This window comes from Streptomyces sp. NBC_01013, from assembly GCF_045162765.1.
Classification (GTDB): Bacteria; Actinomycetota; Actinomycetes; order Streptomycetales; family Streptomycetaceae; genus Streptomyces.
Genome location: NZ_CP108687.1, coordinates 1951318 through 1976720, shown reverse-complemented (window position 1 = coordinate 1976720; position 25403 = coordinate 1951318). Strand labels below are relative to the sequence as shown.

25 protein-coding genes are annotated in these 25403 nt (G+C 70.5%); 18 read left to right on the top strand and 7 right to left on the bottom strand.

The genetic code is table 11. From position 1 onward, the window contains the following. Window positions 1–128 precede the first annotated feature (128 nt). The 3 genes from OG538_RS08445 to OG538_RS08435 all read left to right on the top strand — a co-directional run bounded on the left by OG538_RS08445 (window position 129) and on the right by OG538_RS08435 (window position 2115). Complete coding sequence (locus OG538_RS08445; protein ID WP_406091691.1) at window positions 129–581, top strand: hypothetical protein; 453 nt, start codon at window positions 129–131, stop codon at window positions 579–581. Continuing rightward, entirely contained in the window at window positions 581–1282 is a 702-nt protein-coding gene (locus OG538_RS08440; RefSeq protein ID WP_406091689.1) for a DUF3592 domain-containing protein, read from the top strand. Before OG538_RS08445 ends, OG538_RS08440 begins: the two co-directional genes overlap by 1 nt. Window positions 1283–1536: 254 nt before the next feature. Beyond that, window positions 1537–2115 (top strand): suppressor of fused domain protein, encoded by a 579-nt coding sequence (locus OG538_RS08435; protein WP_406091687.1) that lies wholly within the window; start codon window positions 1537–1539, stop codon window positions 2113–2115. A gap of 249 nt (window positions 2116–2364) precedes the next feature. On the opposite strand, the gene OG538_RS08430 is transcribed toward OG538_RS08435, so the two are convergent. From OG538_RS08430 to sepH, 3 genes are all read right to left on the bottom strand, one after another. Next, window positions 2365–3192, bottom strand: a complete 828-nt coding sequence (locus OG538_RS08430; protein ID WP_406091685.1) for a class I SAM-dependent methyltransferase — start codon at window positions 3190–3192, stop codon at window positions 2365–2367. Window positions 3193–3709: 517 nt separating this feature from the next. Beyond that, window positions 3710–4486 (bottom strand): VOC family protein, encoded by a 777-nt coding sequence (locus OG538_RS08425; RefSeq protein ID WP_406091683.1) that lies wholly within the window; start codon window positions 4484–4486, stop codon window positions 3710–3712. 411 nt (window positions 4487–4897) lie between these two features. Beyond that, the gene (sepH, locus tag OG538_RS08420) at window positions 4898–5962 is read right to left on the bottom strand and encodes a septation protein SepH (protein ID WP_406091681.1); all 1065 of its coding nucleotides are present in this window, start codon (window positions 5960–5962) and stop codon (window positions 4898–4900) included. A 497-nt stretch (window positions 5963–6459) separates the two neighbouring features. Between sepH and OG538_RS08415 the strand changes: the two genes are divergently transcribed. Then, on the top strand, window positions 6460–7593 hold the full coding sequence (locus OG538_RS08415; RefSeq protein ID WP_406091679.1) for a hypothetical protein: 1134 nt from the start codon (window positions 6460–6462) through the stop codon (window positions 7591–7593). A gap of 87 nt (window positions 7594–7680) precedes the next feature. Here OG538_RS08415 and OG538_RS08410 read toward each other — a convergent pair whose 3' ends face one another. Together OG538_RS08410 and OG538_RS08405 are read right to left on the bottom strand one after the other, a co-directional pair. Then, a complete protein-coding gene (locus tag OG538_RS08410) occupies window positions 7681–9003 on the bottom strand; it encodes a D-arabinono-1,4-lactone oxidase (RefSeq protein WP_406091677.1) in 1323 nt (440 codons plus the stop codon). Next, window positions 8960–10207, bottom strand: a complete 1248-nt coding sequence (locus OG538_RS08405) for an MFS transporter (protein ID WP_406091675.1) — start codon at window positions 10205–10207, stop codon at window positions 8960–8962. The genes OG538_RS08410 and OG538_RS08405 overlap by 44 nt, the downstream gene beginning before the upstream one ends. A 184-nt stretch (window positions 10208–10391) precedes the next feature. Here OG538_RS08405 and OG538_RS08400 point away from each other — a divergent pair, with 184 nt between their 5' ends. Both OG538_RS08400 and OG538_RS08395 read left to right on the top strand, forming a co-directional pair. Continuing rightward, complete coding sequence (locus OG538_RS08400) at window positions 10392–11519, top strand: ferrochelatase (protein WP_406091673.1); 1128 nt, start codon at window positions 10392–10394, stop codon at window positions 11517–11519. A gap of 40 nt (window positions 11520–11559) precedes the next feature. Beyond that, window positions 11560–12378, top strand: coding sequence for an inositol monophosphatase family protein (locus OG538_RS08395; RefSeq protein ID WP_406091671.1), 819 nt, complete (start codon window positions 11560–11562; stop codon window positions 12376–12378). A 114-nt stretch (window positions 12379–12492) separates the two neighbouring features. On the opposite strand, the gene OG538_RS08390 is transcribed toward OG538_RS08395, so the two are convergent. Further along, window positions 12493–12666, bottom strand: a complete 174-nt coding sequence (locus tag OG538_RS08390; RefSeq protein ID WP_187285335.1) for a hypothetical protein — start codon at window positions 12664–12666, stop codon at window positions 12493–12495. Between the two features lie 430 nt (window positions 12667–13096). Here OG538_RS08390 and OG538_RS08385 point away from each other — a divergent pair, with 430 nt between their 5' ends. From OG538_RS08385 to OG538_RS08370, 4 genes are all read left to right on the top strand, one after another. Beyond that, window positions 13097–13750 carry a response regulator transcription factor gene (locus OG538_RS08385; RefSeq protein WP_406091669.1) on the top strand — a complete coding sequence of 218 codons (654 nt, stop codon included), beginning with the start codon at window positions 13097–13099 and terminating at the stop codon, window positions 13748–13750. A 5-nt stretch (window positions 13751–13755) separates the two neighbouring features. Beyond that, on the top strand, window positions 13756–14988 hold the full coding sequence (locus tag OG538_RS08380; RefSeq protein ID WP_406091667.1) for a sensor histidine kinase: 1233 nt from the start codon (window positions 13756–13758) through the stop codon (window positions 14986–14988). 405 nt (window positions 14989–15393) lie between these two features. Then, on the top strand, window positions 15394–15690 hold the full coding sequence (locus OG538_RS08375) for a DUF4193 domain-containing protein (protein ID WP_003965732.1): 297 nt from the start codon (window positions 15394–15396) through the stop codon (window positions 15688–15690). Between the two features lie 13 nt (window positions 15691–15703). Then, the gene (locus OG538_RS08370) at window positions 15704–16690 is read left to right on the top strand and encodes a hypothetical protein (RefSeq protein ID WP_406091665.1); all 987 of its coding nucleotides are present in this window, start codon (window positions 15704–15706) and stop codon (window positions 16688–16690) included. Between the two features lie 250 nt (window positions 16691–16940). Here OG538_RS08370 and OG538_RS08365 read toward each other — a convergent pair whose 3' ends face one another. Beyond that, a complete protein-coding gene (locus OG538_RS08365; RefSeq protein WP_406091663.1) occupies window positions 16941–17399 on the bottom strand; it encodes a DUF3093 domain-containing protein in 459 nt (152 codons plus the stop codon). 58 nt (window positions 17400–17457) lie between these two features. On the opposite strand from OG538_RS08365, the gene OG538_RS08360 reads away from it, so the two are divergent. From OG538_RS08360 to OG538_RS08325, 8 genes are all read left to right on the top strand, one after another. Further along, window positions 17458–18042, top strand: coding sequence for a PaaI family thioesterase (locus tag OG538_RS08360; protein ID WP_406091661.1), 585 nt, complete (start codon window positions 17458–17460; stop codon window positions 18040–18042). Beyond that, complete coding sequence (gene dut, locus OG538_RS08355) at window positions 18042–18575, top strand: dUTP diphosphatase (RefSeq protein ID WP_385279983.1); 534 nt, start codon at window positions 18042–18044, stop codon at window positions 18573–18575. The genes OG538_RS08360 and dut overlap by 1 nt, the downstream gene beginning before the upstream one ends. Before the next feature lies 1 nt (window position 18576). After that, window positions 18577–19341 (top strand): DUF3710 domain-containing protein, encoded by a 765-nt coding sequence (locus OG538_RS08350; RefSeq protein WP_406091658.1) that lies wholly within the window; start codon window positions 18577–18579, stop codon window positions 19339–19341. A gap of 313 nt (window positions 19342–19654) precedes the next feature. Then, window positions 19655–19744 carry a K(+)-transporting ATPase subunit F gene (gene kdpF / locus OG538_RS08345; protein ID WP_148021375.1) on the top strand — a complete coding sequence of 30 codons (90 nt, stop codon included), beginning with the start codon at window positions 19655–19657 and terminating at the stop codon, window positions 19742–19744. Window positions 19745–19751: 7 nt separating this feature from the next. Further along, window positions 19752–21416 carry a potassium-transporting ATPase subunit KdpA gene (gene kdpA / locus OG538_RS08340; RefSeq protein ID WP_406091656.1) on the top strand — a complete coding sequence of 555 codons (1665 nt, stop codon included), beginning with the start codon at window positions 19752–19754 and terminating at the stop codon, window positions 21414–21416. A gap of 26 nt (window positions 21417–21442) precedes the next feature. Next, the gene (gene kdpB / locus OG538_RS08335) at window positions 21443–23539 is read left to right on the top strand and encodes a potassium-transporting ATPase subunit KdpB (RefSeq protein ID WP_406100025.1); all 2097 of its coding nucleotides are present in this window, start codon (window positions 21443–21445) and stop codon (window positions 23537–23539) included. A 6-nt stretch (window positions 23540–23545) separates the two neighbouring features. After that, window positions 23546–24223, top strand: a complete 678-nt coding sequence (locus tag OG538_RS08330; protein WP_406091654.1) for a potassium-transporting ATPase subunit C — start codon at window positions 23546–23548, stop codon at window positions 24221–24223. Between the two features lie 107 nt (window positions 24224–24330). After that, entirely contained in the window at window positions 24331–25065 is a 735-nt protein-coding gene (locus tag OG538_RS08325) for an ABC transporter ATP-binding protein (RefSeq protein ID WP_406091653.1), read from the top strand. Window positions 25066–25403 lie beyond the last annotated feature (338 nt).

Below are 25403 nucleotides of genomic sequence, written 5' to 3'. Positions count from 1 at the left end.
AAGACCGCCGATCGTCTCCCGGCACGGCAGACGCCACTCCACCCCGAGCGACGCCCACCTGCGCCCCGCCCTTGAGGCACTGGCGCAACAGCCGGCGCGGAGCGCGGCCGAGAGACCCGAGCGCTGACATGGGCGACGACGGGGGCGGGATCCAGTGGACGCGGATATCCGGCACCGGCCGTGGGCAGTACGAAGTGGCCGCCCTGATGTGTCTGTGCGGACCGGTCATGGCGGGCTTCTACGTCTTCACCGGGGCGGACCTCCTGATCATCGGCACGGTGTTCACGGTGGTCTTCCCGCCCTTGGGCCTGGGGCTCTGGGGCCACACCGTCACCGAGCGGAAACAGAACAGCCGGCTCGACGCCGTCGGGGTTCCGGCGACTGCGGAGATCGCCGGACCGACCGACGTCGACCGGGACGGAGAGACGCCCGGAGTGGCGGTCGGTCTGCGGGTCAGCGGACCGGGGTTCCGGACGTTCGAGACGACCTGGCACGGCAGCAACCATCCCGGCCTCCGCGTGGGCCTGCGGATCGACGCCGTCGTCGATCCGGTCGACGGCCTGTTCCGGGTGGATCTCTGATGAATGGCCAGGAGATGTGGGAGATCTGGTGGTTGGTGCCCAGCGGACTGGCCGTGCTCGGCTACGGTCGCTCACTCGCCGGGGTGACCCGGGCCCAGCGCGCGACATGGGTGAAGGCGAGAGTCGTGGCGGTGGGACAGCCGGCCCACGGCCCTTCCGAGTGGCCCGGCATACCGGTGACGATCACGTTCCAGGACCCGGCCACCGGGCAGGAGTTCACCCTGTCGAACGCCGGAAAGCACGGCGACCCGATCAACGAAGCCTGGGTGGGCCGGGAGTTCGAGGTGCGCTACCCGCCCGGCCGACCGCACCGGTTCGCCGTCGTGCTCGACGTCATGGGCGAGAAGAACGGACGCCACGGCCCCGACTGCGCGGTCATGGTGCTGCTCATCGGGCTGGCGGTCCACGCGACCGTCCGCTGGGGATACCCGTGCGCACTGCTCGCCTTCGGTGCCCTGCTGACCGCTGCCGCTGCGCGCAGCCCCGACATCCGCACGGTGCGCGCCCGCAACGCCCTGCTGGACTCGGCGGTCGCCGTCCCGGCGGAGGTCGTGGCCGTCCGCACGCATGTCTACGCCGATGCCGAGGCCGGGGACATCGTCGTCCACACCCCCGTCGTCACGTTCATCACCCGCGAGGGCACGCACGTCACCGTCCTGACCCATGAGCACATACCCGACCCCGGCCACTCCCTCCACTGAACCCTGACCATCCACTACGCCCCCACCGACCCGTCCGTCTGCACACCCGACCGCGCGGCCGACCGCCGGTCCGGCGCGAGGAGCGTCGCCTTCGTGATCGCCCTGCTGCTCATGGGGGCGGCGGCGGTCGTGGCCGGCGCGGTCGGGACGGCGTGAAGGAGTGCGCAGTTCCGCATGCCGAGGTGGCGCGGATGAGGCCATGGATCACGACGCTGGGGGAAGGAGGGCTGACCGGGGTCTGGAATGATCGGCAGGTGAGTGACGTGAAGCTGCCGCCCGTGGACGCCATCGAGTCACATGTGCGGGCGTTCTTCGCAGGGCACTCCGTCGAGGTCGTCGAGTACGACCTCGGGCCGGATCGGCGAGAAGCCGTAGCCGGGCTGCGCGTTCTCGTGGTGGCGCCAGGCCCTCGCAGCGACGGCTGGGCCTATGTCACCGCGGGGTGCTGGGGCGCGAGGGAGAAGGAGGGGCACGGGCTCGAGTTCGTCATGACCGCCCTCGTCCGCGACCAGCGGTTCATCGACCTCATGGCCATGATCGCCTATTACCACTGCGGTGGGCACCCGCTCGACCTGCAACACAGCATGCCGATCGGTGAACCATGGGTGCCGGGTTCGGCCTGCGACCACCTGCTGATCAGCCTGCCCTATCTCCACGGACCTGACCTCGAACACTGTCCGCTGCCCCGGGGGCACGCCCGCATCCTGTGGGCCTTGCCCGTGACGGCCGCCGAAATCGAGTTCCGCAGGCATCGCGGGCACGAGGCGTTGGAGCAGCTCTTCGACGAGGCGGAGATCATTCCCACTGATCCCTTCCGGGCATCGGTCGTGTGAGACGACGGCCGGACCGCCCCGGGTGAACAGCACACGTGATCGTCAGGGGCGCATGTCGACGCCGGCTTCCGCCGGCTCCGTCACCGGCCGGGCGGCGGTCTCGTCGGTCGGAGTCCGGTAGCCGAGGACAAGCTCCGCTTCCGAGGTGGCGTGATCGAAGGCCGCTCCAGGGCAGGGAAGGAATCCCGCAGTTGTGCTCCCCTCCGGTTGCCCCGTGCAAGCGCGCGGTGGGTTCGTTCGCCGCCGGCCTCACTCGGTGCGCTGTCCGACGCGGAGGACGCTCAGGTAACGGCGTGATGCCCGGTCGCCCATCCGCGTGCGGATGCGCTCGGCGACAGCGTCGAGCAGGGGCTCACGGACATCGCGGTCGAGCCTCCGGTACAGCGACAACGAGCGAAGGTGATCAGCGAAGTCGTCCCCGTTGAACCACTGAACGCTCGGGTACCGGCGCACGGTCGTCGGGCCGAACAATTCTCCGGGATCGTCGACCGTGCCCCACCCTCCATGAGGGGCGCGTGCATCGTCCTCCAGCGGCGGATGCCCCCAGTCGGGGTTTCCGGGGCAGAACCGCTCGTGGAGATCGGCGGTCTCTGCGTACACCTCCGGCTCTCCCGGCCGGCGGACAACGACGTTGCCGAGCAGCGCCGTCCAACCTCCGGAGCAGAGCACGTCGTGCGCCCGCTGCCAGCCGATCGACGGGTCGACCCAGTGCCATGACGACGCGGCCACGAGGACATCGAAGCGTCGGCCTCGGTCGTCCCACTCCTCGAACGTGGACGTCTCGACCTCGACGTTGCCGAAGGCGGCGGTACGCCGGCGGGCGAGTGCGGCCATCTCTTCGCCCGGCTCGACGGCGGTCACCGAGCATCCGAGCGCTGCCGGCGAGCGCGTCGCCTGACCGGTGCCGCAGCCCACTTCCAGCACCGACGACCTCTCGTCCATGCCGGTGACGGCGCCAAGGTCCACGAACAGTTCGTCGGGGTAGCCGGGGCGGACCCGGTCGTAGAGCTCCGACACCTCGTTGAACACCTTGCCGAGGTCCTGGCGGTTCGGGCGCCCCTTCGGATCATCAGTCACGAACGCACAAGCTATGAGGCTCGCCCACGGGACGCCACCCGTTTGAGACAGCTCCCGGACAGCAGCCGTGCCGATCCTCTCCGTCTGCCCGGCTCTGTTCTGGTGCTGCTGCCGCCAGGTGGCGTGTGGCACCGGGCAATTGCCACACGCTCGTTGTCCCCGTCCTGGCCGTCTCGTTGAGCTGAACGGGTGATGACCGAGGGGGTGGGGCGGATGGGGCAGAAAGGGGAGGTGCGCGGGTTCAGGGCGGACATCGAGGAGGGCCAGGAGCGGCCGGCCGCCGAGCTGTGTCCGGTTGGGCTGTCGTGGGATCGTCTCGCGGCGGGATGAGTTGCCCGGTGCCGTAACGAGCGAAACGAGCCGCCGTCCCCCGGGGGGTCGGGCGGCTGGTGGGCAAGGCGGTCAAGCCCTTCGAAGTCCCGTGCCGCCGCCGCAGGGTGCAGCGGCAGCACGCACCGGCGCCGCCGTCATCGACACCGTCTGCGCCGGCCCTCGCACCGTCGCTCGCAGGCCCTGCTCAGCGACCGGCCGACCGGACGATCGTGAATGCCGCGCCCTCCGGGTCCGCGACCGTGGCCACCCTGCCGCTGGACCCCTCCCTGGGCGGCTGCAGGATGTGCCCGCCGAGCTCCACCACGCGCCGTGCGGCCTCGTCGGTGTCGTCGACCTCGAAGTACGTCATCCAGTGCGGGCCCCGGTCGCGCGGCAGGGCATGGCCGACGCCGTGCAGGGAGGCCACCGGGTGTCCGTCCAGGTGGAGGGTCTGGTAGTCGAAGTCGGCCGAGACGATCGCTTCGGTCTCGTAGCCGAAGACCGCCTGGTAGAACTTGGCGACCGTCGCCGTCTCCCGGGTCACCAGCTCGTTCCAGACCGGGGCGCCCGGCGCGCCCGCCAGTTCGGTGCCGATGTGCTCGGCCGCCTGCCAGATCCCGAACACGGCGCCGCTCGGGTCGGAGGCGATGGCCATGCGGCCCGCGTCCCCGGCGTCGAGCGGCCCGACGCCGACCGTGCCGCCGCATGCGCGGATCGTCTCCGCGGTGAGGTCGGCGTCGTCGGTGGCCAGATAGGTCGTCCAGGCGATCGGGAGATGCCGGTCGGGCGGCAGCTGTCCGATGCCCGCGACCTCCTTCCCGTCGATCAGTGCCCGGACGTACGGGCCGAGCTGCTCGGGGCCGGGGCCGAACTCCCAGCCGAACAGTTCGGCATAGAAGTTCTGGGTCGTGTGCAGGCCGTGCACGATCAGGCTCACCCAGCAAGGTGTTCCGGGTGTACGCCGAGCGGCAGCCTCGGTCATCGTCACACTCTCCTCGGACCATCGTGGTGGTCGTACGGGGGAACGGGGCCGGCGCGCCGTTGTGCGGTACGGGATGTGTACGCCCCGTGCAGATGCTTGCACCACCTGGCGCGTGATGCGTCCCGGCCGCGCCGCTTTTCCCGTGATCTCGACAGAGGAGTTCCGGTTTGTGGTGGTACATCCCGTTTTGGTGTTGCTGTGAGTGTGTCGGCCTCTTTGCGAGGACGGCACGCATGAAGCCCATCATCACCGCATCCGAATGTGCGAGCGAATTGGCGGGGCGCACCAGGGGTTCCGCGCAGGAGGGGAGCCGCCTGGCCGTGCCTGGGTCGTGGGTCGCGGAGGGACAGCGCACGAGGGCCCGTACGCGGCTGCGTACGGGCCCTCGTCATGCTGCTGTCACCCGGGCCTTCAGTCCTGCTTCTTGCGGCGGGTGCCGAAGACGATCTCGTCCCAGCTCGGGACCGCCGCCCGGCGGCCGGGCCGGACCCCGTCCGCCTCCGCCTGCCGGTCCGTGGTCCCGGTGAGCCGGTCTCGATGGCCCGCGACCGCGCGCGGCATCAGGACGTCCGCGTAGGCGGAACCCGCGCCCGCGGAGGCCGCGGGAGCCGGCGGCTCCTCCGCCTCCGGCTCGTGGGCGGCGGGTTCGAGCGCCGGAGGCTCGGGCGGTGCCGGGCGTTCCGGTACGACCATGTCGCCGCGGAAGCTCGGTACCGCTTCCAGCAGGCTGGTGAGTGAGTCCCGCTCGCTCGCGGTGACCCCGCCGATGCGCTCCTCCGGCTCCGGGGGCGGAGGGGGTGCGGGACGTTCCATCTGGCGGTCGAGGGCGCGGTCCAGCGGCCGGTCGCGCGGCAGCCGGGCGATCCGCGGGACGAACGGGAAGCTGGGCTCGGGCGCGGCGACATCGTCGGTCTCGCCGATCAGCGAGCGGGCCTCGTCGTCGACGGCCTGGACCAGCCGCCGCGGCGGGTCGTAGGTCCAGCTCGCCGAGTGCGGCTCGCCGGCGACGCGGTACACCAGGAGGACCTCCCAGGTGCCGTCGTCGCGACGCCACGAGTCCCACTGGACGGTCTCCTTGTCGGCGCCGCGCAGCAGCAGGCGCTCCTGTACCGCCTCGCCGAGCTGGGGGCCCGTGTTCTCGCCGGGGCGGCGTACCGGAGTCTTCCGGGCCCGCTCGGCCATGAAGGCGCGCTCCGCGAGAACGGGGCCCTCGAAGCGGCGGACGCGGTCGACCGGAATGCCGGCGAACTGAGCGACCTCCTCCGCGGAGGCGCCGGCCCGTATCCGGGCCTGGATGTCGCGGGGGCGGAGGTGGCTCTCCACCTCGATCTCGATCTGGCCGAGCCGTGCGCGGTCGTTGCGCACGGCGGCTCGCAGCCGCTCGTCGATCGGAAGTGTGTACTCCGTGCTGTCGGCAGCCTTGAGCACCAGTCGTGTGCCGTCGTTGGAGACGGCCACGACACGCAGTTCGGGCATGGGAACCTCCCGGGTGGTGCCTGCCGACGTCACGTGCGTCGCTGCTTCCGCTAGTCGAGTGTGGCCTGCCCGGGTGCAGCCTGCCACAACATTGCCGTGTTGCCCGGCGTGTCGGGCGTGAGCCCTTGATCGCCGGTGTGACACGGTGACCTCTTGCGCAACACAAAGTGACCGATGGTCACTCCGCGTAGCCGGCCTCCGTGCGATGCCGCGGCGCCGCCGGATCGAGTGCCTCCTTCGGCCCCCTCCCGAAGGTTCCGGACTTCCGTGCGGGAGTCCGGCCCCAGGGCTCGCCACAGTACTCCATTCGGGCCATGGGGGTGGACCGCCGCGCCGCCGAACTTCTCGTGAGGCGCGGGAGTTGAGATACCCACTTGAAGGTGGGATGCCCGCAATGCGTGTCCTCCTTCACAGAATCGCCGTATTCGGAACTATCCACTTCGCTCATATGTCCCTTGTTGGTGCATGGTGGGAGAGATGTCGATCAAGGGCTGGAAATGGTGCAGAAGCCGGAAAGTGACATAGAACCCAGAGAAAGGCGGATAGATCTGAGCCTGCCCCAGGTGGCGGGCAGCGCTGTGGCGGCGGTCGCGGCGGCGGTGGCGGCCTCCCAACTGGGCGTGTACGGGACGATTCTCGGCGCCGGGGTGATGAGCATCGTCGCCACGTGCGGCGGCTCGGTCTTCCAGCACTTCTTCCGTCGCACGGGCGAGCAGATCCGCGAGGTGACGGTCCAGGTGAAGCACCCGGGCCGCGAGGTGACGGTTCATACGCGCCAGACGCGCGACGGCGGGGACCCGGACGCGCCGTGGGAGACGGCCGAGAGGCGGGTGGCCCTGCGGGAGGCCGAGGGGTCCGCCGATGCCACCGCGATGCTGCGACCGCTGGATGCCACGACCGTCCTGCGGCAGGTGAACGCTGCGGACGTGCCCAGGAACGGTGGCTCGGAGGACGCCGACGCCACAGCGGTCCTGCGGCCGTTGGACGCCACGACGATGTTGCGACGGGTGGACGCCACCACCGTGTTGCGGACGGTGAACGCCGACCGGGAGCGCACGCGGTCGACCGAGTCGTCGGACGGGACCCGGCGGCTCACGGCCGCCCCGGTGCCGGACGACGAGTTCTCGCACGCGACGACCCACGGCACCCGGATCCGCGGCTGGAAGCGCTCGGCCCTCGGGGCCGCCGTGGTGTTCGTCGTCTCGATGATCGGGATCACCACGTTCGAGCTGGTCTCCGGCAGCGACCTGAGCGGCGGCCACGGAACCACCGTCGGCTCCGTCGTGCGCGGCGAGCGGGGCTCGGGCTCCTCGGACCCGGCGCCGTCCTCCAGCACCGGGCCCGAGCGGGACGGCACGGCGCCCGGCGAGGACAACGGGACGGCCCCCGGCGCCGACCCTCAGGACGGGAAGAGCGCCGACCCGGACCCGGACCGCAGCAGCGGCTCCACGGTCGACCCGACGCCCACCCCCACCCCGTCGGCCTCCGCCGGGGACGGAACGGCTCCGACGACCGCGCCGACACCGACGGCCACCGGCGACGGCAGCAGCTCCGCCCCCGGCCCGACGGCCAGTGGCAGCGCTCCGGCACAGGAGGACAACGCGCCGGCCGGACCGGACACCGGCGAGTGAGTGGACGCGGCCCCTCCCCGGCCGCGACGACATCGGCCTCCGCCCCCACCAGGGCGGAGGCCGATGTCGTCGCAGCGGGACACGAGGTCAGTCGCCCAGGACCCGCCGCAGGTAGTCGTTGGCGAAGAGCCGGTCCGGGTCCAGTCGGTCCCGTACGGCCGTGAACTCGCCGAAGCGCGGATACACCCCGGCCAGGTACTCGGCGTCACGGGTGTTGACCTTGCCCCAGTGCGGACGACCGCCGTGCGCGGTCATGATTCGCTCCACCGCCGTGAAGTACGCCTGGTAGGGCGTCCCCCGGTACAGATGGACGGCGATGTACGCGCTCTCCCGGCCCGAGGCCGTGGACAGTGCGATGTCGTCCGCGGGGGCGGTGCGCACCTCCACGGGGAAACTGATCCGCAGGGGGGAACGCTCCACCATCGCCTTGACCTCGCGCAACGCCTCCACCGCGGCCTCGCGCGGCAGGGCGTACTCCATCTCCACGAACCGCACCCGGCGCGGGCTCGTGAAGACCCTGAAGGGGATGTCGGTGTACGTGCGCGCCGAAAGGGCCCTGCTGGACAGCTTGGCGATCGACGGAATCATGGCCGGGACCGCCCGGCCGAGCGAGCAGGCGACCTGGAAGACGCCGTTGGAGAGGAGCTCGTCCTCGATCCAGCCGCTCACCTTCCCGGGCGGCGCCGCGGGGCCCGCGCTCCGGTTGTTGCGCTTGGTGTTGCAGTTCCCTGTGTGCGGGAACCAGTAGAACTCGAAGTGTTCGTTCTCGGTCACCAGCTGATCGAAGTCTGCCGTGACCTTGTCGAAGGTCATCGGCTCCTCACGGGCGGTCAGCAGGAAGACCGGCTCCACGGCGAAGGTGATGGCCGTGATGACGCCCAGCGCTCCGAGCCCGATCCGGGCGACGGCGAAGATCTCGGGATTCTCGGTCTCCGAACAGGTCAGCACCGTGCCGTCGGCGGTGACCAGTTCCAGGGCGCGGATCTGCGCGGATATGGACGCCGAGTCGCGGCCGGTGCCATGGGTGCCGGTCGACGTGGCCCCGGCCACCGTCTGCTCCATGATGTCGCCCATGTTGGTGAGCGAGAGTCCCTCGCGGGCCAGCGCGGTGTTGAGCCGCTTCAGCGGCGTGCCGGCCTCGACGGTCACCGTCATCGCCACCCGGTCGATCTCCCGTATGCCGGTGAGCAGATCGGGGCGGATCAGCAACCCGTCGGTGGCGGCGGTGGCGGTGAACGAATGGCCGGTGCCGACCGGCTTCACCTTCAGGCCGTCCTCGGATGCCCTGCGCAGCGCCTCGGCGAGTTCGTCCACGGAGGCGGGGGACACGGCCCGTGCCGGGCGGGCGGTGACGTTGCCCGCCCAGTTACGCCACGCGCTCGTCGTCGTCCGTGCGTAGGTGTCGGTCATCTTCCCCGCGCCCTTCCGTAGGAACCGGCCCTCTGAGCCGGCGGTACCCCAGGAACGCCGCCGCGGCCGCGAGCACTCCCGCAACGGCGGGCACCGCGTACCCCGCCTTCGCCCCGGACGCGTCGACCACCCAGCCCGCGGCCGAGGAGCCGAGCGCCACGCCTACGGCGAGCCCGGTGCTGGTCCAGGTCATGCCCTCGGTCAGTCTGGTGCGCGGTACGTGCTGTTCGACGAGGGCCATGGTGGTGACCATCGTCGGTGCGATGGCAAGGCCCGCGACAAAGAGCGCCACGGCCAGGAACGGCAGGCTCCCGGCCAGTTGGAGGGGGATCATACTCACGGCCATCGCACACACTCCCACCAGCCACCGGGTGGACGGCCGGCCCTTGAGGTGCAACAGGCCGAAGACCGCTCCGGCGAGACAGGACCCGAGCGCGTATACGGCCAGCACGAGGCTCGCCGCGGCCTTGTGCCCCTGTTCCTCGGCGAAGGCCACGGTCACCACGTCCACCGCTCCGAAGATCGCCCCGGTAGCCACGAAGGTGACCACGAGCACCTGCAGCCCGCGCGACCCCAGCGCGGAGCCGGTGGTATGCCGGGCGTGCGGGTGCGGCACCGGCTCCGTGGCCCGCTGCGCGGTCAGCCAGAACACCCCGACCAGCAGGAACCCGGCGGCGAGCAGGGGACCGGCCTCCGGGAACCAGGCGGTGGAGAGCCCGATGGAGACGATCGGGCCGAAGATGAAGCAGACCTCGTCGACGATCGACTCCCACGCGTACGCGGTGTGCAACTGCCGCGCCGAGCCCCGGTAGATCTCCGCCCAGCGCGCCCGGACCATCGACCCGACACCGGGCACGCAGCCGGCTCCCGCCGCGAAGACGAAGAGCGTCCAGTCGGGCAGCCGCTGCTGCGCGCAGACCAGCAGTCCGGCCACGGCCGCCAGAGCGACGAGCGTCACCGGACGCAGCACCCGGCGCTGTCCGTACCGGTCGACCAGCCTGGACACCTGTGGTCCGACCACCGCGGCCGACATCGCGAGCGTCGCGGAGAGCGCGCCCGCCAGTCCGTACCGGCCGGTCAGCTGGGAAATCATGGTCACCACGCCGATGGCCATCATGGACAGCGGCATCCGGCCGAAGAAACCGGCCGAGGAGAACCCCTTGGTGCCGGGGGCCGCGAAGATCGCGCGGTAGGGACTGGGCAAGGGTGACTCCGATACGACCTGGCCACACGCGGTGTCAGGGGTGAACGTGGCCGATACAGCTTACGTGCGCTGCGGATGGCCCCGCAGCGGGAACCGGCTCCCCGCCGCCCCCGGAAACGGGCCCCGGGGCGGGCGGCAGGTGTCGGTGGGATCCGGGAGGCAGGGGGGTGGCAGGATCGATGTCATGTCCGATCTGCGCGATCCCGCTCCCTACGACGCCCTGCTGCTGCTCTCCTTCGGTGGCCCCGAAGGCCCGGACGACGTGGTTCCGTTCCTGGCGAACGTGACCCGCGGCCGGGGAATCCCCGAGGAGCGGCTGAAGGAAGTCGGCAAGCACTACTTCCTCTTCGGCGGTGTCAGCCCGATCAACGCGCAGAACCGGGCGCTGCTGGGCGCGCTGCGCAAGGACTTCGCGGACCACGGGCTCGATCTGCCGGTGTACTGGGGCAACCGCAACTGGGCGCCCTGTCTGACCGACACCCTGCGCGAGATGACGCAGGACGGGCACCGCCGCATCGCCGTCCTGGCGACCAGTGCCTACGCCTCGTACTCCGGCTGCCGTCAGTACCGCGAGAACCTCGCCGAGTCACTGGCCGCCCTGGAGGCCGAGGGGCTGCCGGTGCCGCGCGTCGACAAACTGCGGCACTACTTCAACCACCCGGGCTTCGTCGAGCCGATGGTGGACGGCGTGCTCGCCTCGCTGGCCGAGCTGCCCGCGGACGTGCGGGCCCGCGCGCACCTCGCCTTCACCACGCACTCCATTCCGACCTCGGCCGCGGATGCCTCCGGCCCCGTGGAGGGGCACGGCGACGGCGGAGCGTACGTCGGTGAGCACCTGGACGTGGCACGGCTGGTCGTGGAGGCCGTCGCGTCCCGGACCGGTGTCACCTACCCCTGGCAGCTCGTCTACCAGTCGCGCAGCGGCGCCCCGCACATCCCGTGGCTGGAGCCCGACATCTGCGACCACCTGGAGTCGCTGCACGGTGATGGCGTCCCCGCCGTGGTGATGGCACCCATCGGGTTCGTCTCGGACCACATGGAGGTCCTCTACGACCTCGACACCGAGGCCACGGCCAAGGCGGCAGAGCTCGGACTCATGGTGCGACGGTCCGCGACGGTCGGTGCCGATCCGCGGTTCGCGGCGGCCGTGCGCGATCTGGTGCTGGAGCGGGCCGCCACCGAAAAGGGCCTCGACCGGGAGCGGTGCGCGCTCGGGACGCTCGGGGCGAGCCATGACCTCTGTCCGGTCGGCTGCTGCCCGGCCCGGGCGCTCAAGCCGGCCGCCGCGGGCGCCGACAGCCCGTACGCGTAGAGCGATTCGACCAGTAACCCCTCACACCCCTGGGAGCGCCGTGACCGACCCCCTGCTGCCCGAACTGCTCGACCTGGCCCTGGACGTCGCCGGCCGCGCCGGCGCGCTGCTGCGCGACGGACGCCCCGCCGATCTGGGAGTGGCCGCGACCAAGTCCAGCCCGGTGGACGTCGTCACCGAGATGGACATCGCCGCCGAGAAACTGATCACCGGCTTCCTGTCCGAGCGCCGTCCGCACGACGGCTTCCTCGGCGAGGAGGGCGCCAGCTCCGCGGGCAGCAGCGGTGTCCGCTGGGTCATCGACCCGCTCGACGGCACCGTGAACTATCTCTACGGCCTGCCGACGTGGGCCGTGTCCGTCGCCGCCGAGCGCGACGGCGAGCGGATCGTGGGCGTGGTCGAGGTCCCGATGCGCGGGGAGACCTACCACGCGGTCCTCGGTGCGGGTGCGTACGCAAAGGGCGGGGCGTACGGGGAAGGCGCCCGGTTGCGCTGCCGGCCTGCCCCGCCGCTGGACCAGGCGCTCGTGTCGACCGGCTTCAACTACGTCGCCGACGTCCGCGCGCACCAGGCGGACGTGGCGCGCGTCCTGATCCCGCGGTTGCGCGACATCCGGCGCGGCGGTTCCGCGGCGATCGACCTCTGTGACGTCGCCGCCGGCCGCCTCGACGGCTACTACGAGCGCGGCCTCCACCCGTGGGACCTCGCCGCCGGTGACCTCATCGCCCGTGAAGCGGGCGCGCTGACCGGCGGTCGCCCCGGGCTGCCCGCCGACGGCGGACTGACGGTGGCCGCGGCGCCCGGGGTCTTCGAACCCCTCCAGGCCCTGCTGGAGGAGCTGGGCGCCTGGCACGACTGAGACGTTCCGCCTCCCACGGCCTGCGAGAGCCGCTGAGCGGGCCTTTGGGCGCGACCGGAACCGAGAAGGCCCCGCGGATGCCATGCGGCATCCGCGGGGCCTTCTCGTAACGGCTCAGACGCTTGTGGCGCCGATGTGAACACCGTGCTCGGCGGCGAGGCGGTGCAGGTCGTCCAGCTCGCCCTGCTCGACGTCCGCAAGGAAGTCGTCGCCCGTCTCGCGGGCCTTCGTGAGGTCGGACTCGGTGGTCTGGATGCGTTGCAGCAGACCTGCGGTGAAAGCGTCCATGGAGCGCCCCCTCATCGTGGGTCGGTGGCACGGGGGTGTGCCCGGGTTTCCCTCCGCCGAGGCGGTAGGGCGGGTGATCACGCACTCTCCGGGGGACGGAGGGGCCTGTGGCGCGCCACATACAAGACGTGATCGCGGGTGTGAATTCGTCCTCCCCGGCCCAACCCTCAGAGAAACCTCAACTGGCCCGGAAATCCTCCGAATTCCCTGAAACCGCAGGTCGGGCCGCGCCGCCTTACCGCCGGTTTATACGTGTTACGGGCAGGATGGAGCCGCACAGACCGCGCCCAGGGGCGGTCCGGGGCACGAAAGCGTGTCCGTGAGGACGCTCCGCCGGTCGGTTCTCGATCGCGGCGGAGATCTGCCGTGAAGTTCCGCCGTGTAGTTCTGTAGTGAAGTTCTGCTGTGAAGTCCTAGGGAAGGAAGCACCGTGCGCGTACTCGTCGTGGAGGACGAGCAACTGCTCGCCGATGCGGTGGCCACCGGATTGCGCCGTGAGGCCATGGCCGTCGATGTCGTGTACGACGGTTCCGCGGCCCTGGAGCGCATCGAGGTCAACGACTACGACGTCGTGGTGCTCGACCGGGACCTCCCCCTGGTGCACGGCGATGACGTCTGCCGCCGCATCGTCGAGCTGGGCATGCCTACCCGGGTGCTCATGCTCACCGCGTCCGGGGACGTCAGCGACCGCGTGGAGGGCCTGGAGCTCGGTGCGGACGACTACCTGCCCAAACCCTTCGCCTTCAGCGAGCTGACGGCGCGCGTCCGGGCCCTCGGCCGCCGTACGACGGTCGCCCTGCCGCCCGTCCTGGAGCGCGCGGGAATCAAGCTCGATCCCAACCGCCGTGAGGTCTTCCGGGGCGACCAGGAGGTGCAGCTCGCACCCAAGGAGTTCGCGGTGCTGGAGGTGCTGATGCGCAGCGAGGGCGCCGTCGTCTCGGCCGAGCAGCTCCTGGAGAAGGCCTGGGACGAGAACACCGACCCCTTCACCAACGTCGTCCGGGTGACCGTCATGACCCTGCGGCGCAAGCTCGGTGAGCCGCCGGTGATCGTCACGGTGCCTGGCTCCGGATACCGGATCTGACGCCGGTGCCCACCGTCCCGCCGCCCGCGGCGGCGCCCCCCAAACCCACCTGGGAGCCCAAGCAGCAGGAGCCCCCGTATCCCTGGCTGCGCCCGACCATCCGGATACGGCTCACCCTGCTGTACGGCGGCATGTTCCTGATCGCGGGCATCCTGCTGCTCTCGATCATCTACATGCTGGCCGCCCAGGCCCTGCACGAAGGCAGTGAGCTGCCGTTCAAGATCGTCAACGGGCAGGTCACCAGCGGGGTCTGCAACCTGCCGGAGAAGGCGACCCCGGACGACTTCAACGCCGCGGTGAACGCCTGCTTCAACCACAAGCGCCAGCAGGCGCTCGACACGCTCCTCAACCGGTCGCTGCTGGCCCTCGTGGGGCTGAGCGTCATCGCCTTCGCCTTCGGCTACGCCATGGCGGGGCGGGTGCTCTCGCCCCTGGGCCGGATCACCCGCATCGCCCGCAGGGTGGCCGGAACCGATCTGTCCCGCCGCATCGAACTGGACGGGCCGGACGACGAGCTCAAGGAGCTCGCCGACACCTTCGACGACATGCTGGACCGGCTGGAGCGGGCCTTCACCGCGCAGCAGCGGTTCGTCGGGAACGCGTCGCACGAGCTGCGCACCCCCCTGGCGATCAACCGCACCCTGCTGGAGGTCCACCTCTCCGACCCTCAGGCGCCCCCGGAGCTCCAGCAGCTGGGCAAGACACTCCTGGCCACCAACGAACGCAGTGAGCAGCTCGTGGAGGGCCTGCTGCTGCTCGCCCGCAGCGACAACCAGATCGTCGAGCGCAAGCCCGTCGACCTGGCCGAGGTGGCCTCGCGTGCGCTCGACCAGGCGCGGGGTGAGGCCGAGGCCAAGGGTGTGGAGATGCGCAGCGAGCTGGCCCCGGCCGTCGTCCAGGGCAACGGCGTCCTGCTGGAGCGGATCGCGCTGAACCTCGTACAGAACGCGGTGCGCTACAACGTGCCGGCGGACGGCTGGGTGGAGGTCAGCACCGAGCTGATGCCCGGGCAGGCCCTGATGGTCGTCACCAACACCGGACCCGTGGTGCCGGCCTACGAGATCGACAACCTCTTCGAGCCCTTCAGACGGCTTCGTACGGAGCGGACGGGCAGCGACAAGGGGGTCGGTCTCGGCCTGTCGATCGCACGCTCCGTCGCGCGCGCCCACGGAGGCCGTATCATCGCGGAGCCCCGCGAGGGCGGTGGTCTTGTGATGCGCGTCTCACTTCCGGTCTGAGAGGCCGGGCGGGGCGAGCCGCGAACGGATTATTTTTGTTCGCTTTGAGCGGAATTTTCGGGACTCAGTCCCGGAGGGGCCGTGTGTGATCGATCACAGGAGCGATTTTCCACCCATCCACGCTCCGTGATCAGGGATCCCTCCGAAAAACCGGCAAAAGTCGGGTTTTCGGGGCCCGATATCACGGGAAGTACACGGGGTGGCGCCGGTAAACGACGCCGCCGGGACCGTGTACGGTCCCCATCGCCACCCAAGCCGATCACTCTCGAGCGGTCCTTTTGGGTGTCGATTGAGTAACAGACCTTGATGTGAGGCAAAATCTCCGCCTCGGGTCGGGCACAAGTCCGGCCTCTCACGCGTTACGAGCGCTGAGACACCGCAGACACCCAGAGGGGGAGAGCGACAATGGCAACGGATTACGACACCCCACGCAAGACCGACGACGACGTCGATCAGGACAGCCTTGAAGAGCTCAAGGCTCGCCGGAGCGACAAGACGGCATCAGCCGTCGACGTCGACGAATTCGACGCGGCCGAAGGACTGGAGCTGCCCGGCGCAGACCTGTCCAACGAAGAACTGGCCGTACGGGTCCTGCCCAAGCAGGCCGACGAGTTCACCTGCATGAGCTGCTTCCTCGTGCACCACCGCAGTCAGCTGGCCCGCGAGAAGAACGGCCAGCCGATCTGCCGCGACTGCGACTGAGGTCCGGTCGGCCGTGGCAGGGGACGCACCGTTCCGGAAGCGGCGCCGTCGGCGCAAGGAAGGGCCGGAGGCGCAACAGGGCGGTACAGGCCCGGCAGAGGGCGTAGCAGCGCCTGCCGAGCGGTCCGCCCTGCCACCCGAGCCGGGCGAACACGACGACGAGCGGGGCCGGTCGGCCTCGCTCGAAGCAGTCGAAGCAGCTGTCGCGGCCATTGAGGCGGCGGCGGAAGTCGACACGGCCGAGAGGGCCGGACAGGTCGACAGGACGGAGCCCGTGACCGGGGCAGGCCGTCTGAAGTCAGTGAAACGGGGCGTACGCAAGGGCGGGGAGAGCGCCAAGGCGGCGATCGGTCATATCGCCGACCTGATTATCGATATCGCTCCCCGCGTCCCTGTACGCGACCTCGCCACCCTGCGCAGACAGTTCCCGGGCCTGGCGCCCGAGGAGATCGCCGACCGGCTCATCGCCGGCGCGAGCAGGGCCACCGCGACCGTCGGCGCCGGAATCGGCGCGGCGGCCATGATGCCCGTACCGCCGGCCATGCTCGCCGAGCTGGCCGCGGAGATCAGCGGTGTGGCCGCGATCGAGATGAAGCTCGTCGCGGAGCTGCACGAGGTCTACGGACTGCGCCCGCCGGGCAACATCGCGCAGCGCTCCACCGCCTACCTCACGTCGTGGACGGAGGAGCGCGGCATCGACGTCGCCCACCCCACGACGGTCAACGCTGCGCTCGGCGGTCAGATGAAGCGCGAGCTGCGCCAGCAGATCATGAAGCGCACGGTGCGCGATCTGCCCAACCTCATCCCGTTCATGATCGGCGCCGCCGTCGGCGCGATGATGAACCGGCGCGACACCAGGAAACTCGCCGAACGGGTCAGGAAGGACCTGCGCAAGCGCCAGGTCCCCTGGGACCGCCTGCCGGAGCTGCCGCCGCTGGAACGGCCCGCACACCCCTACCCGGCCCTGCCCGAGCGCCCGGCGGGCCCCGGCAACCCGTAGGACCGCGGGCATCAGAGCCCCGCGCGGCGCGGAGACTCCAGGGCGTGTTTCGAAAGTCCCGCCCGGTCGGCGACGCCTGGCACGCAGGCTCGCCGCGTTGTCGGGATCACCCCGATAGACCCAGTAGCGGGGCGACCCTCCGCCTTGCGATCGCACGCACCAGACGCCGCCTAGCCCGCCCGCCGGGCGGACGGCGCTACTTTCGAAACAGGCCCCAGGACTCGACGCCCGGCTCAGGGCCCTCTTCCGATCAGGCCGGGGTGGCCGCCTTCAGCGCCGCGGCCAGTGCCTGCGGCTCGCGGGTCGACAGATAGACGTACGGAGTCGGGTCCTCGGGATCCGTGATCTCGACGCGCAACGCCGTGGGGATGTAGCTGCGCAGCAGCATGAACGCCCGGGTGTCCGCCTTGTACGAGCGCCAGGCGCGCGCCTCCTCGGCGTCCAGCACCTCGGCCTCGCCGAGCGCCGACACGGGGATCCGCGCGTCACCCGCCACGAGGGCACCGGCCACCACCCGGATCCGGGCGGAGCCGTACGAACTGACCGCCACCGCCGACAGTGCGGTGCCGCCCGCGAGTCCGGCCAGCAGCGGCAGGGTGCCCAGTGGCAGGAGCATCAGCGCGCAGGCGATGCCGACCAGGGCGGCGATCAGCCACCACGAACGGGGCGCGGTGAGACGTTCGTCGAACGGCGGGGTGGAGGGCTGCATGAACCCAAGCTTGGCACGGCGCGACCGGCGGGTACCCGCGCGGGTAAGGTCTGCGGCTGTGAGTGGAACATCTGCGGCTCTGAAGCCCCCCGCCGACGCGGTGAAACCGGTCCGGCATCCCGACGCCCCGGCACCCGGCGAGCTCCTCGGCGCGCACTACGAACACTGTTTCGGCTGCGGCGACGGACAGCCGCACGGGCTGCACCTCCAGGCGCGGGCCGGCGAGGGCGTCGGCGTCACCGCCGAGTTCACCGTGCAGGCCGCCCACCAGGGCGCCCCGGGCCTCGCCCACGGCGGAGTGCTGGCCACCGCGCTGGACGAGACGCTGGGCTCGCTGAACTGGCTGCTGCGCGTGATCGCGGTGACCGGACGGCTGGAGACCGACTTCGTCCGCCCCGTACCGGTGGACACCGTGCTGTTCCTGGACGCCGAGATCACCGCCGTGCACGGCCGGAAGATCTACTCCCGGGCGACCGGCCGGATCGGCGGCCCGGACGGGCCCGTGGCGGTCCGCGCCGAGGCCCTGTTCGTCGAGGTCAAGGTCGATCACTTCATCGACAACGGCCGCCCGGCCGAGATCCGGGCGGCGATGGCCGACCCCGACCAGGTCAAGCGGGCCCGCGCCTTCGAGGTGAACCCCTGATGCGCCACCCCGTCGACGTTCTGATCCGCCGGGTCGACCCTGATGTGCCGATCCCGGCCTACGGGCACCCCGGCGACGCCGGAGCCGATCTGGTCACCACCGAGGCCGCCGAGCTGGCGCCCGGCGAGCGGGCCGTACTGCCGACCGGTGTTTCGATCGCCCTGCCGGACGGGTACGCCGCGTTCGTGCACCCACGGTCCGGCCTTGCCGCACGCTGCGGAGTCGCCCTGGTGAATGCCCCGGGGACGGTGGATGCCGGGTACCGTGGAGAGATCAAGGTGATCGTCATCAATCTCGACCCGCGCGAGTCCGTGCGGTTCGAGCGGTTCGACCGGATTGCCCAACTGGTCGTGCAGCAGGTCGAGAAGGTGCGCTTCCACGAAGTGTCGGAGCTCCCCGGTTCGGCGCGGGCCGAAGGGGGCTTCGGGTCCACCGGCGGTCATGCCGCCGTTGATGTTGATGGCGTCCGGGGCGGGGTTCCCCAGGGCGGGAACAGCTACGCTTCGGTCGAATCCGACCGGGAAGGAAAGTGACGTGTTCGGACGTCGCAAGAACAGTGGTTCCGCCGATGACACGGCGGACGAAGCGCGCGAGGCCGAGCAGGTCGTCGACGAGCACGATGACGCCGGCAGCGGATCGCGCCGGACGAACCTTCCGCCGGCGCCGCGACCGGACGGGCCGTGGGACATCGACGAGGTCTCCGAGCCCGGCGAGGGCCGGGTCGACCTGGGCGGCATCTTCGTGCCCGGTGTCGAGGGCATGGAGCTGCGCGTAGAGGTCGCGGGCGACGCGATCGTCGCCGCGACGGTCGTGCTGCGCGACAGCGCGATCCAGCTGCAGGCCTTCGCCGCCCCCAAGAAGGAGGGCATCTGGGGCGAGGTCCGCGAGGAGATCGCCTCCGGCATCACCCAGCAGGGCGGCATCATCGACGAGGTCGAGGGCCCGCTGGGCTGGGAGCTGCGCGCGCAGGTCCCCGTACAGCTCCCCGACGGCGCGAACGGCGTGCAGATGGTGCGTTTCGTCGGCATCGACGGTCCGCGCTGGTTCCTGCGCGGAGTGATCTCCGGCCAGGGCGCCGTGCAGCCGGAGGCCGCCGGTCTCCTGGAGACGGTCTTCCGGGACACCGTGGTGGTCCGCGGTGACGGCCCGATGGCCCCGCGCGACCCGATCGTCCTCAAGCTGCCCAACGACGCCCAGATGGTTCCCGAGGGCGTTCAGCAGGAGGAGCAGGAGGGCTCGAAGTTCTCCGGTGGCATGGCGGGCCTTCAGCGCGGTCCCGAGATCACCGAGGTGCGCTGACCCGCACCCCGTAAGCACCGGCCGGTGGCCCGTACCCCTTCCCTGGGGTACGGGCCACCGGCTTCTCCGCGTCCGGGGGCGGGCGGCCGTATGGGACGCGTATCGGGCACGTACGGGCACCGTCAAGGCCGGGCCCGTCCCCGTAAGGAAGGCATCAACGCAGGTCACAGGGGCGCCGGCGGGAGGTTAGCTCATGAGGTCCGAGAAATCCGCACCTCATCCAGGAGCACCCGATGGCCGATCTGGCCTTCGTCGTCACCACGATCGCGGTCTTCGCGCTGGTGGCACTCATTGCCAAGGGGGTGGCGAAGCTGTGACTGCCGAAAACGTGACCGGCCTCGTCGTGGCCGTAGCCCTGCTGGGCTATCTCGTCCTCGCCCTTCTGTACCCGGAGAGGTTCTGAGCCCGATATGAGCCCCGTCCTCGCCGGTGTGCTCCAGGTACTCGCGCTCGTCGTGGCGCTGGGTCTGGCGTACCGCCCGCTCGGTGACCACATGGCCCGCGTCTACACCTCGCCCCGTCATCTGCGGGCCGAGAAGTGGATCTACAAGGCCATCGGCGCCAACCCCGACACGCAGATGCGCTGGCCCGCCTATCTGCGCGGTGTTCTCGCCTTCTCCGCCGTGAGCGTCCTCTTCCTGTATCTGCTGCAGCGGCTCCAGGGGTCCCTGCCCGGTTCGCTCGGCTTCGCCTCGATCGACCCCGACCAGGCGTTCAACACGGCGGCGTCGTTCGTCGCGAACACCAACTGGCAGTCGTACTACGGCGAGCAGGCCATGGGCCACGTCGTGCAGACCGGCGGCCTGGCGGTGCAGAACTTCGTCTCGGCCGCCGTCGGCATCGCCGTCGCGGTGGCACTCGTACGTGGCTTCGCCGCCACCCGCAGCGGTGAACTCGGAAACTTCTGGGCGGACCTGGTCCGCGGCACCGTACGGATCCTGCTGCCGATCGCGGTGATCAGCGCGATCGTGCTGGTCGCCTGCGGAGCGATCCAGAACTTCTCCGGCATCCACGACGTCGGGCAGTTCACCGGCGGCTCACAGCAGTGGAACGGTGGCGCGGTCGCCTCGCAGGAGGCCATCAAGGAGCTGGGTACGAACGGTGGCGGCTACTTCAACGCCAACTCGGCCCACCCCTTCGAAAACCCCAACGGACTCTCCAACCTGTTCGAGATCTTCCTGATTCTCGTCATCCCGTTCGCCCTGACGCGCACCTTCGGCCGGATGGTCGGCTCGCTCAAGCAGGGGTACGCGATCCTCGCGACGATGGGCGTCATCTGGCTCGGCTTCACCGCGCTGATGATGTGGACGGAATTCGCCCACCACGGGCCCGCGTTCGACATCGCGGGCGGGGCGATGGAGGGCAAGGAGAACCGGTTCGGTGTCGGTGGCTCATCCATCTTCGCGGTGGCCACCACCCTCACCTCGACCGGTGCGGTCAACTCGTTCCACTCCTCGTACACCGGTCTCGGCGGCGGCATCACCATGCTCGGCATGCAACTCGGTGAGATCGCGCCCGGTGGTACCGGCTCCGGCTTCTACGGGATGCTGATCATGGCGGTCGTCGCGGTGTTCATCGCCGGTCTGATGGTCGGCCGTACGCCGGAGTACCTGGGCAAGAAGATCGGCGTCCGCGAGATCAAGCTCGTCGCCTGCTACATCCTGATCACCCCGGCCCTGGTGCTCTGCTTCACCGCCGTCGCGATGGCCCTGCCCACGCCGGGCAATTCGATGACCAACTCCGGCGCGCACGGCTTCTCGGAGATCCTCTACGCCTACACCTCAGGCGCCAACAACAACGGTTCGGCGTTCGCCGGGCTCAACGCCGACACCCAGTGGTTCAACACCACGATCGGACTCGCGATGCTGCTGGGCCGGTTCGTGCCCATGGTGTTCGTCCTGGCCCTGGCCGGCTCGCTCGCCGGGCAGCGGCCCGTACCGGCGACGGCCGGCACCCTCGGCACCCACAAACCGCTCTTCAGTGGGCTGCTGGTCGCCACCATCATGATCATCGCCGGTCTGACCTACTTCCCCGCCCTCGCTCTGGGGCCGCTGGCCGAGGGGCTGGCGTCATGACCATCCGTACGAAGCAAGAGGACGCGATGTCCACAGTCACTCCGGCCCGCGCACCGCACCAGGACCCGCCGGCCGGCCCCGCTCCCCAAGGGCGCGTCGGCGCCGGCCTGTTCGATCCCGGGATGCTGCTCGCCTCCTTCCCCGACGCGCTGCGCAAACTCGACCCACGGGTGATGGTCAAGTCGCCGGTGATGTTCGTGGTGCTGGTGGGTTCGGTGCTCACCACCGTGCTCGCGGCACAGGATCCGACGGACTGGTTCGGCTGGGCGATCGCCGTCTGGCTGTGGCTGACGACGATCTTCGCCAACCTGGCGGAGGCGGTCGCCGAGGGCCGCGGCAAGGCCCAGGCCGACACCTTGCGGAGGGCCAAGACCGACACCGTCGCCCGCCGGATCGCCGGCACGAACGAGGAGCTGGTCCCCGGTACCGAACTGCGCATCGGTGATCAGGTCGTCTGCGAGGCCGGCGACATCGTTCCGGGCGACGGAGACGTCGTCGAGGGCGTCGCCAGCGTCGACGAGTCCGCGATCACCGGCGAATCGGCCCCGGTCATCCGGGAGTCCGGCGGTGACCGCAGTGCCGTCACCGGTGGTACGAAGGTGCTCTCCGACCGCATCGTCGTCAAGATCACCACCAGGCCGGGGGAGACCTTCATCGACCGGATGATCGCCCTGGTCGAGGGCGCGGCCCGGCAGAAGACACCCAACGAGATCGCCCTGAACATCCTCCTGGCATCCCTCACCGTCGTCTTCCTGCTCGCCGTCGTCACCCTCCAGCCGTTCGCGATCTACGCCGGCAGCGAGCAGTCCATGATCGTGCTGGCCGCGCTGCTGGTCTGCCTGATCCCGACCACCATCGGCGCCCTGCTCTCCGCGATCGGCATCGCCGGAATGGACCGCCTGGTCCAGCGCAACGTGCTCGCCATGTCCGGGCGCGCGGTCGAGGCCGCCGGAGACGTCTCCACGCTCCTGCTCGACAAGACCGGCACCATCACCCTCGGCAACCGCCAGGCCGCCGCCCTGCTCCCCGTGGCGGGAGTGACGGAGGCCGAACTGGCGGACGCCGCCCAGCTCTCCTCGCTGGCCGACGAGACGCCCGAGGGCCGGTCCGTAGTGATCCTCGCCAAGGAGAAGTACGGCCTGCGTGAGCGCCACCAGGGCGAACTCGCACACGCCGAATGGGTGGCCTTCACCGCCCAGACCTGCATGTCCGGCGTGGACGTCGACGGGCGCAAGGTCCGCAAGGGCGCGAGCGGGTCGGTCGTCGCCTGGGTGAAGGAGCGGGGCGGCAGCGTCTGCGCGGATGCGCAGGTTCTCACCGATCGCATATCGGCGGCCGGCGGCACCCCGCTGCTGGTGGCCCGCCAGGATGCGGACGGCGCCCGCGTCCTGGGCGTCATCCACCTCAAGGACGTCGTCAAGGAGGGCATGCGGGAACGGTTCGGTGAGCTGCGCCGGATGGGCATACGCACGGTCATGATCACCGGCGATAACCCGCTCACCGCGAAGGCCATCGCCGAGGAGGCCGGCGTCGACGACTTCCTCGCCGAGGCCACCCCCGAGGACAAGATGGCCCTCATCAAGCGGGAGCAGGCGGGCGGCAAGCTGGTCGCGATGACCGGCGACGGCACCAACGACGCCCCGGCGCTCGCCCAGGCCGACGTCGGTGTGGCCATGAACACCGGAACCTCGGCCGCCAAGGAGGCCGGGAACATGGTGGACCTGGACTCCAACCCCACAAAACTGATCGAGATCGTGGAGATCGGCAAACAGCTGCTGATCACCCGCGGCGCACTGACGACGTTCTCCATCGCCAACGACGTCGCGAAGTACTTCGCGATCATTCCCGCGATGTTCGCCGTGGTCTACCCGGGCCTGGACAAGCTCAACATCATGGACCTCTCCTCGCCGCGGTCCGCGATCCTGTCCGCCGTGATCTTCAACGCGCTGGTCATCGTCGCGCTGGTGCCGCTCGCCCTCAAGGGAGTCCGTTACCGGCCCAGCGGCGCCGACTCGATGCTCCGGCGGAACCTCGGCGTCTACGGACTCGGCGGCCTGGTCGCCCCGTTCATCGGCATCAAGATCATCGACCTGATCATCTCCCTCATCCCCGGAATCGGCTGACCTGCCATGAACAACTCCGTAGGAAACTCCGCCCGACTGCTCTGGGCGGGACTGCGCGCCCTGCTCGTCCTGACCCTGGTCTGCGGCGTCATCTACCCGCTCGCCGTCACCGGCGTCGCCCAGGGACTCATGCCCGGCCACGCCAACGGCTCCGAGGTCACGGCGAACGGCAAGGTCGTCGGCTCCGGACTCATCGGCCAGCGCTACGACCTGCCCCTGAAGAGGGGCCAGGAGACCGCGGCCCCCGACCTCAGGTGGTTCCAGCCACGCCCCTCCCACGGCCTCGGCGCCAACAGTGTCAACACCCGGTACTCGCTGATCCTCTCCGGCGCGACCAACCGTTCGGCCGACAACAAGGAACTCATCGACCGGGTCACCACCGCCAAGGCCGCCGTCGTCAAGGACAACTCCGTCCCCGGCCACCCCGTCAGCCCCTCCCAGGTGCCGGCCGACGCCGTCACCTCCTCCGGCTCGGGCCTCGACCCCGACATCTCCCCGGCCTACGCACAGCTCCAGGTGAACCGCGTCGCCGCACGCAACCACCTCGACGCCGCCCAGGTCGAGAAGCTCGTCGCCCACCACACCGACGGCCGCATCCTCGGCTTCGCCGGCGAACCCCGGGTGAACGTCCTCCAGCTGAACATCGCGCTGCGGCACCTCGTGAACGACGCCGGAACGCGCTGAACGCACCGCATGCCCGGGTCCGGCCCCTACGGCCGGCCCGGGCATTGCCCGACCCCGTGCCGCATGCACATACTGGCGGCCGACAGGACCGACATACGGGGAGCGACATGACCGAGAGCACTGCCGCCACGGGCGCCGGACAGGAGAGCGGCACGACCGTCGCCGAGCGGCCGATGGTCCGGATCGAGGGCCTGCACCGCTCCTACGGCTCCGGCGCCGGTGCCGTGCACGCGCTGCGTGGCGTCTCCTTCGAGGTGCCGCGTGGTGAGCTCGTCGCGCTCAAGGGTCGTTCGGGTTCCGGCAAGACGACCCTGCTCAATCTGGTCGGCGGCCTCGACACCCCCGACAGCGGCCGGATCACCGTGGACGGCACCGACCTCTCCTCGCTCGGCGAGAACGGACTGCTGGAGCTGCGCCGCGACCGCATCGGCTTCATCTTCCAGTCCTTCGGCCTGATTCCCATCCTGACCGCGGCGGAGAACGTCGGCGTGCCCATGCGGCTGCGCAAGGCCGATCCGCGCGAGCGCGAGGAGCGGGTGTCCCTGCTCCTTTCCCTGGTCGGCCTCGCCGACCACGCCGCCCAGCGCCCAGGCGAACTCTCCGGCGGCCAGCAGCAGCGTGTGGCGATCGCCCGCGCGCTCGCCAACCGGCCCGCCCTGCTGATCGCCGACGAGCCGACCGGGCAGCTCGACGCGGAGACCGGCCTCGCGGTGATGGAACTGCTGCGCGCCGTCGTCCACAGCGAGGGCGTCACCGCACTCGTCGCCACTCACGACGCCCAGCTGCTCGGCCTCGCCGACCGGGTGCTGGAGCTCAGCGACGGGCACATCATCGAGCACTGACGGGGGAGTCGGCGTGGATGAGCCGGACTGCCCAGCGCCGTGACCTGCGTCGCGGAGCCCGGCGGCTCGAACCGGTCGGACGAGGTCGCGGAATCCCGCCGCCCCCACAAGATCGCGCCCGCGCGCCCCGGTCCACGGCTCTCGCGCCACCGACGACCCCGCCCTCGCCCGCAGGGCCTGGGTCGTCCGGGCCCCCGCGGGCGAAGGCATCAGAATTGCGTCAATACGGACCGCAGCCGCACCCCGCGTCCGATTTGCCGGAAAATCTCGGGGTAGTTTCGACAGTGGCTGCCGCCCGGCGGCCGCCGGTCTCCGTGAACAGAACCGGTTTCAGGAAG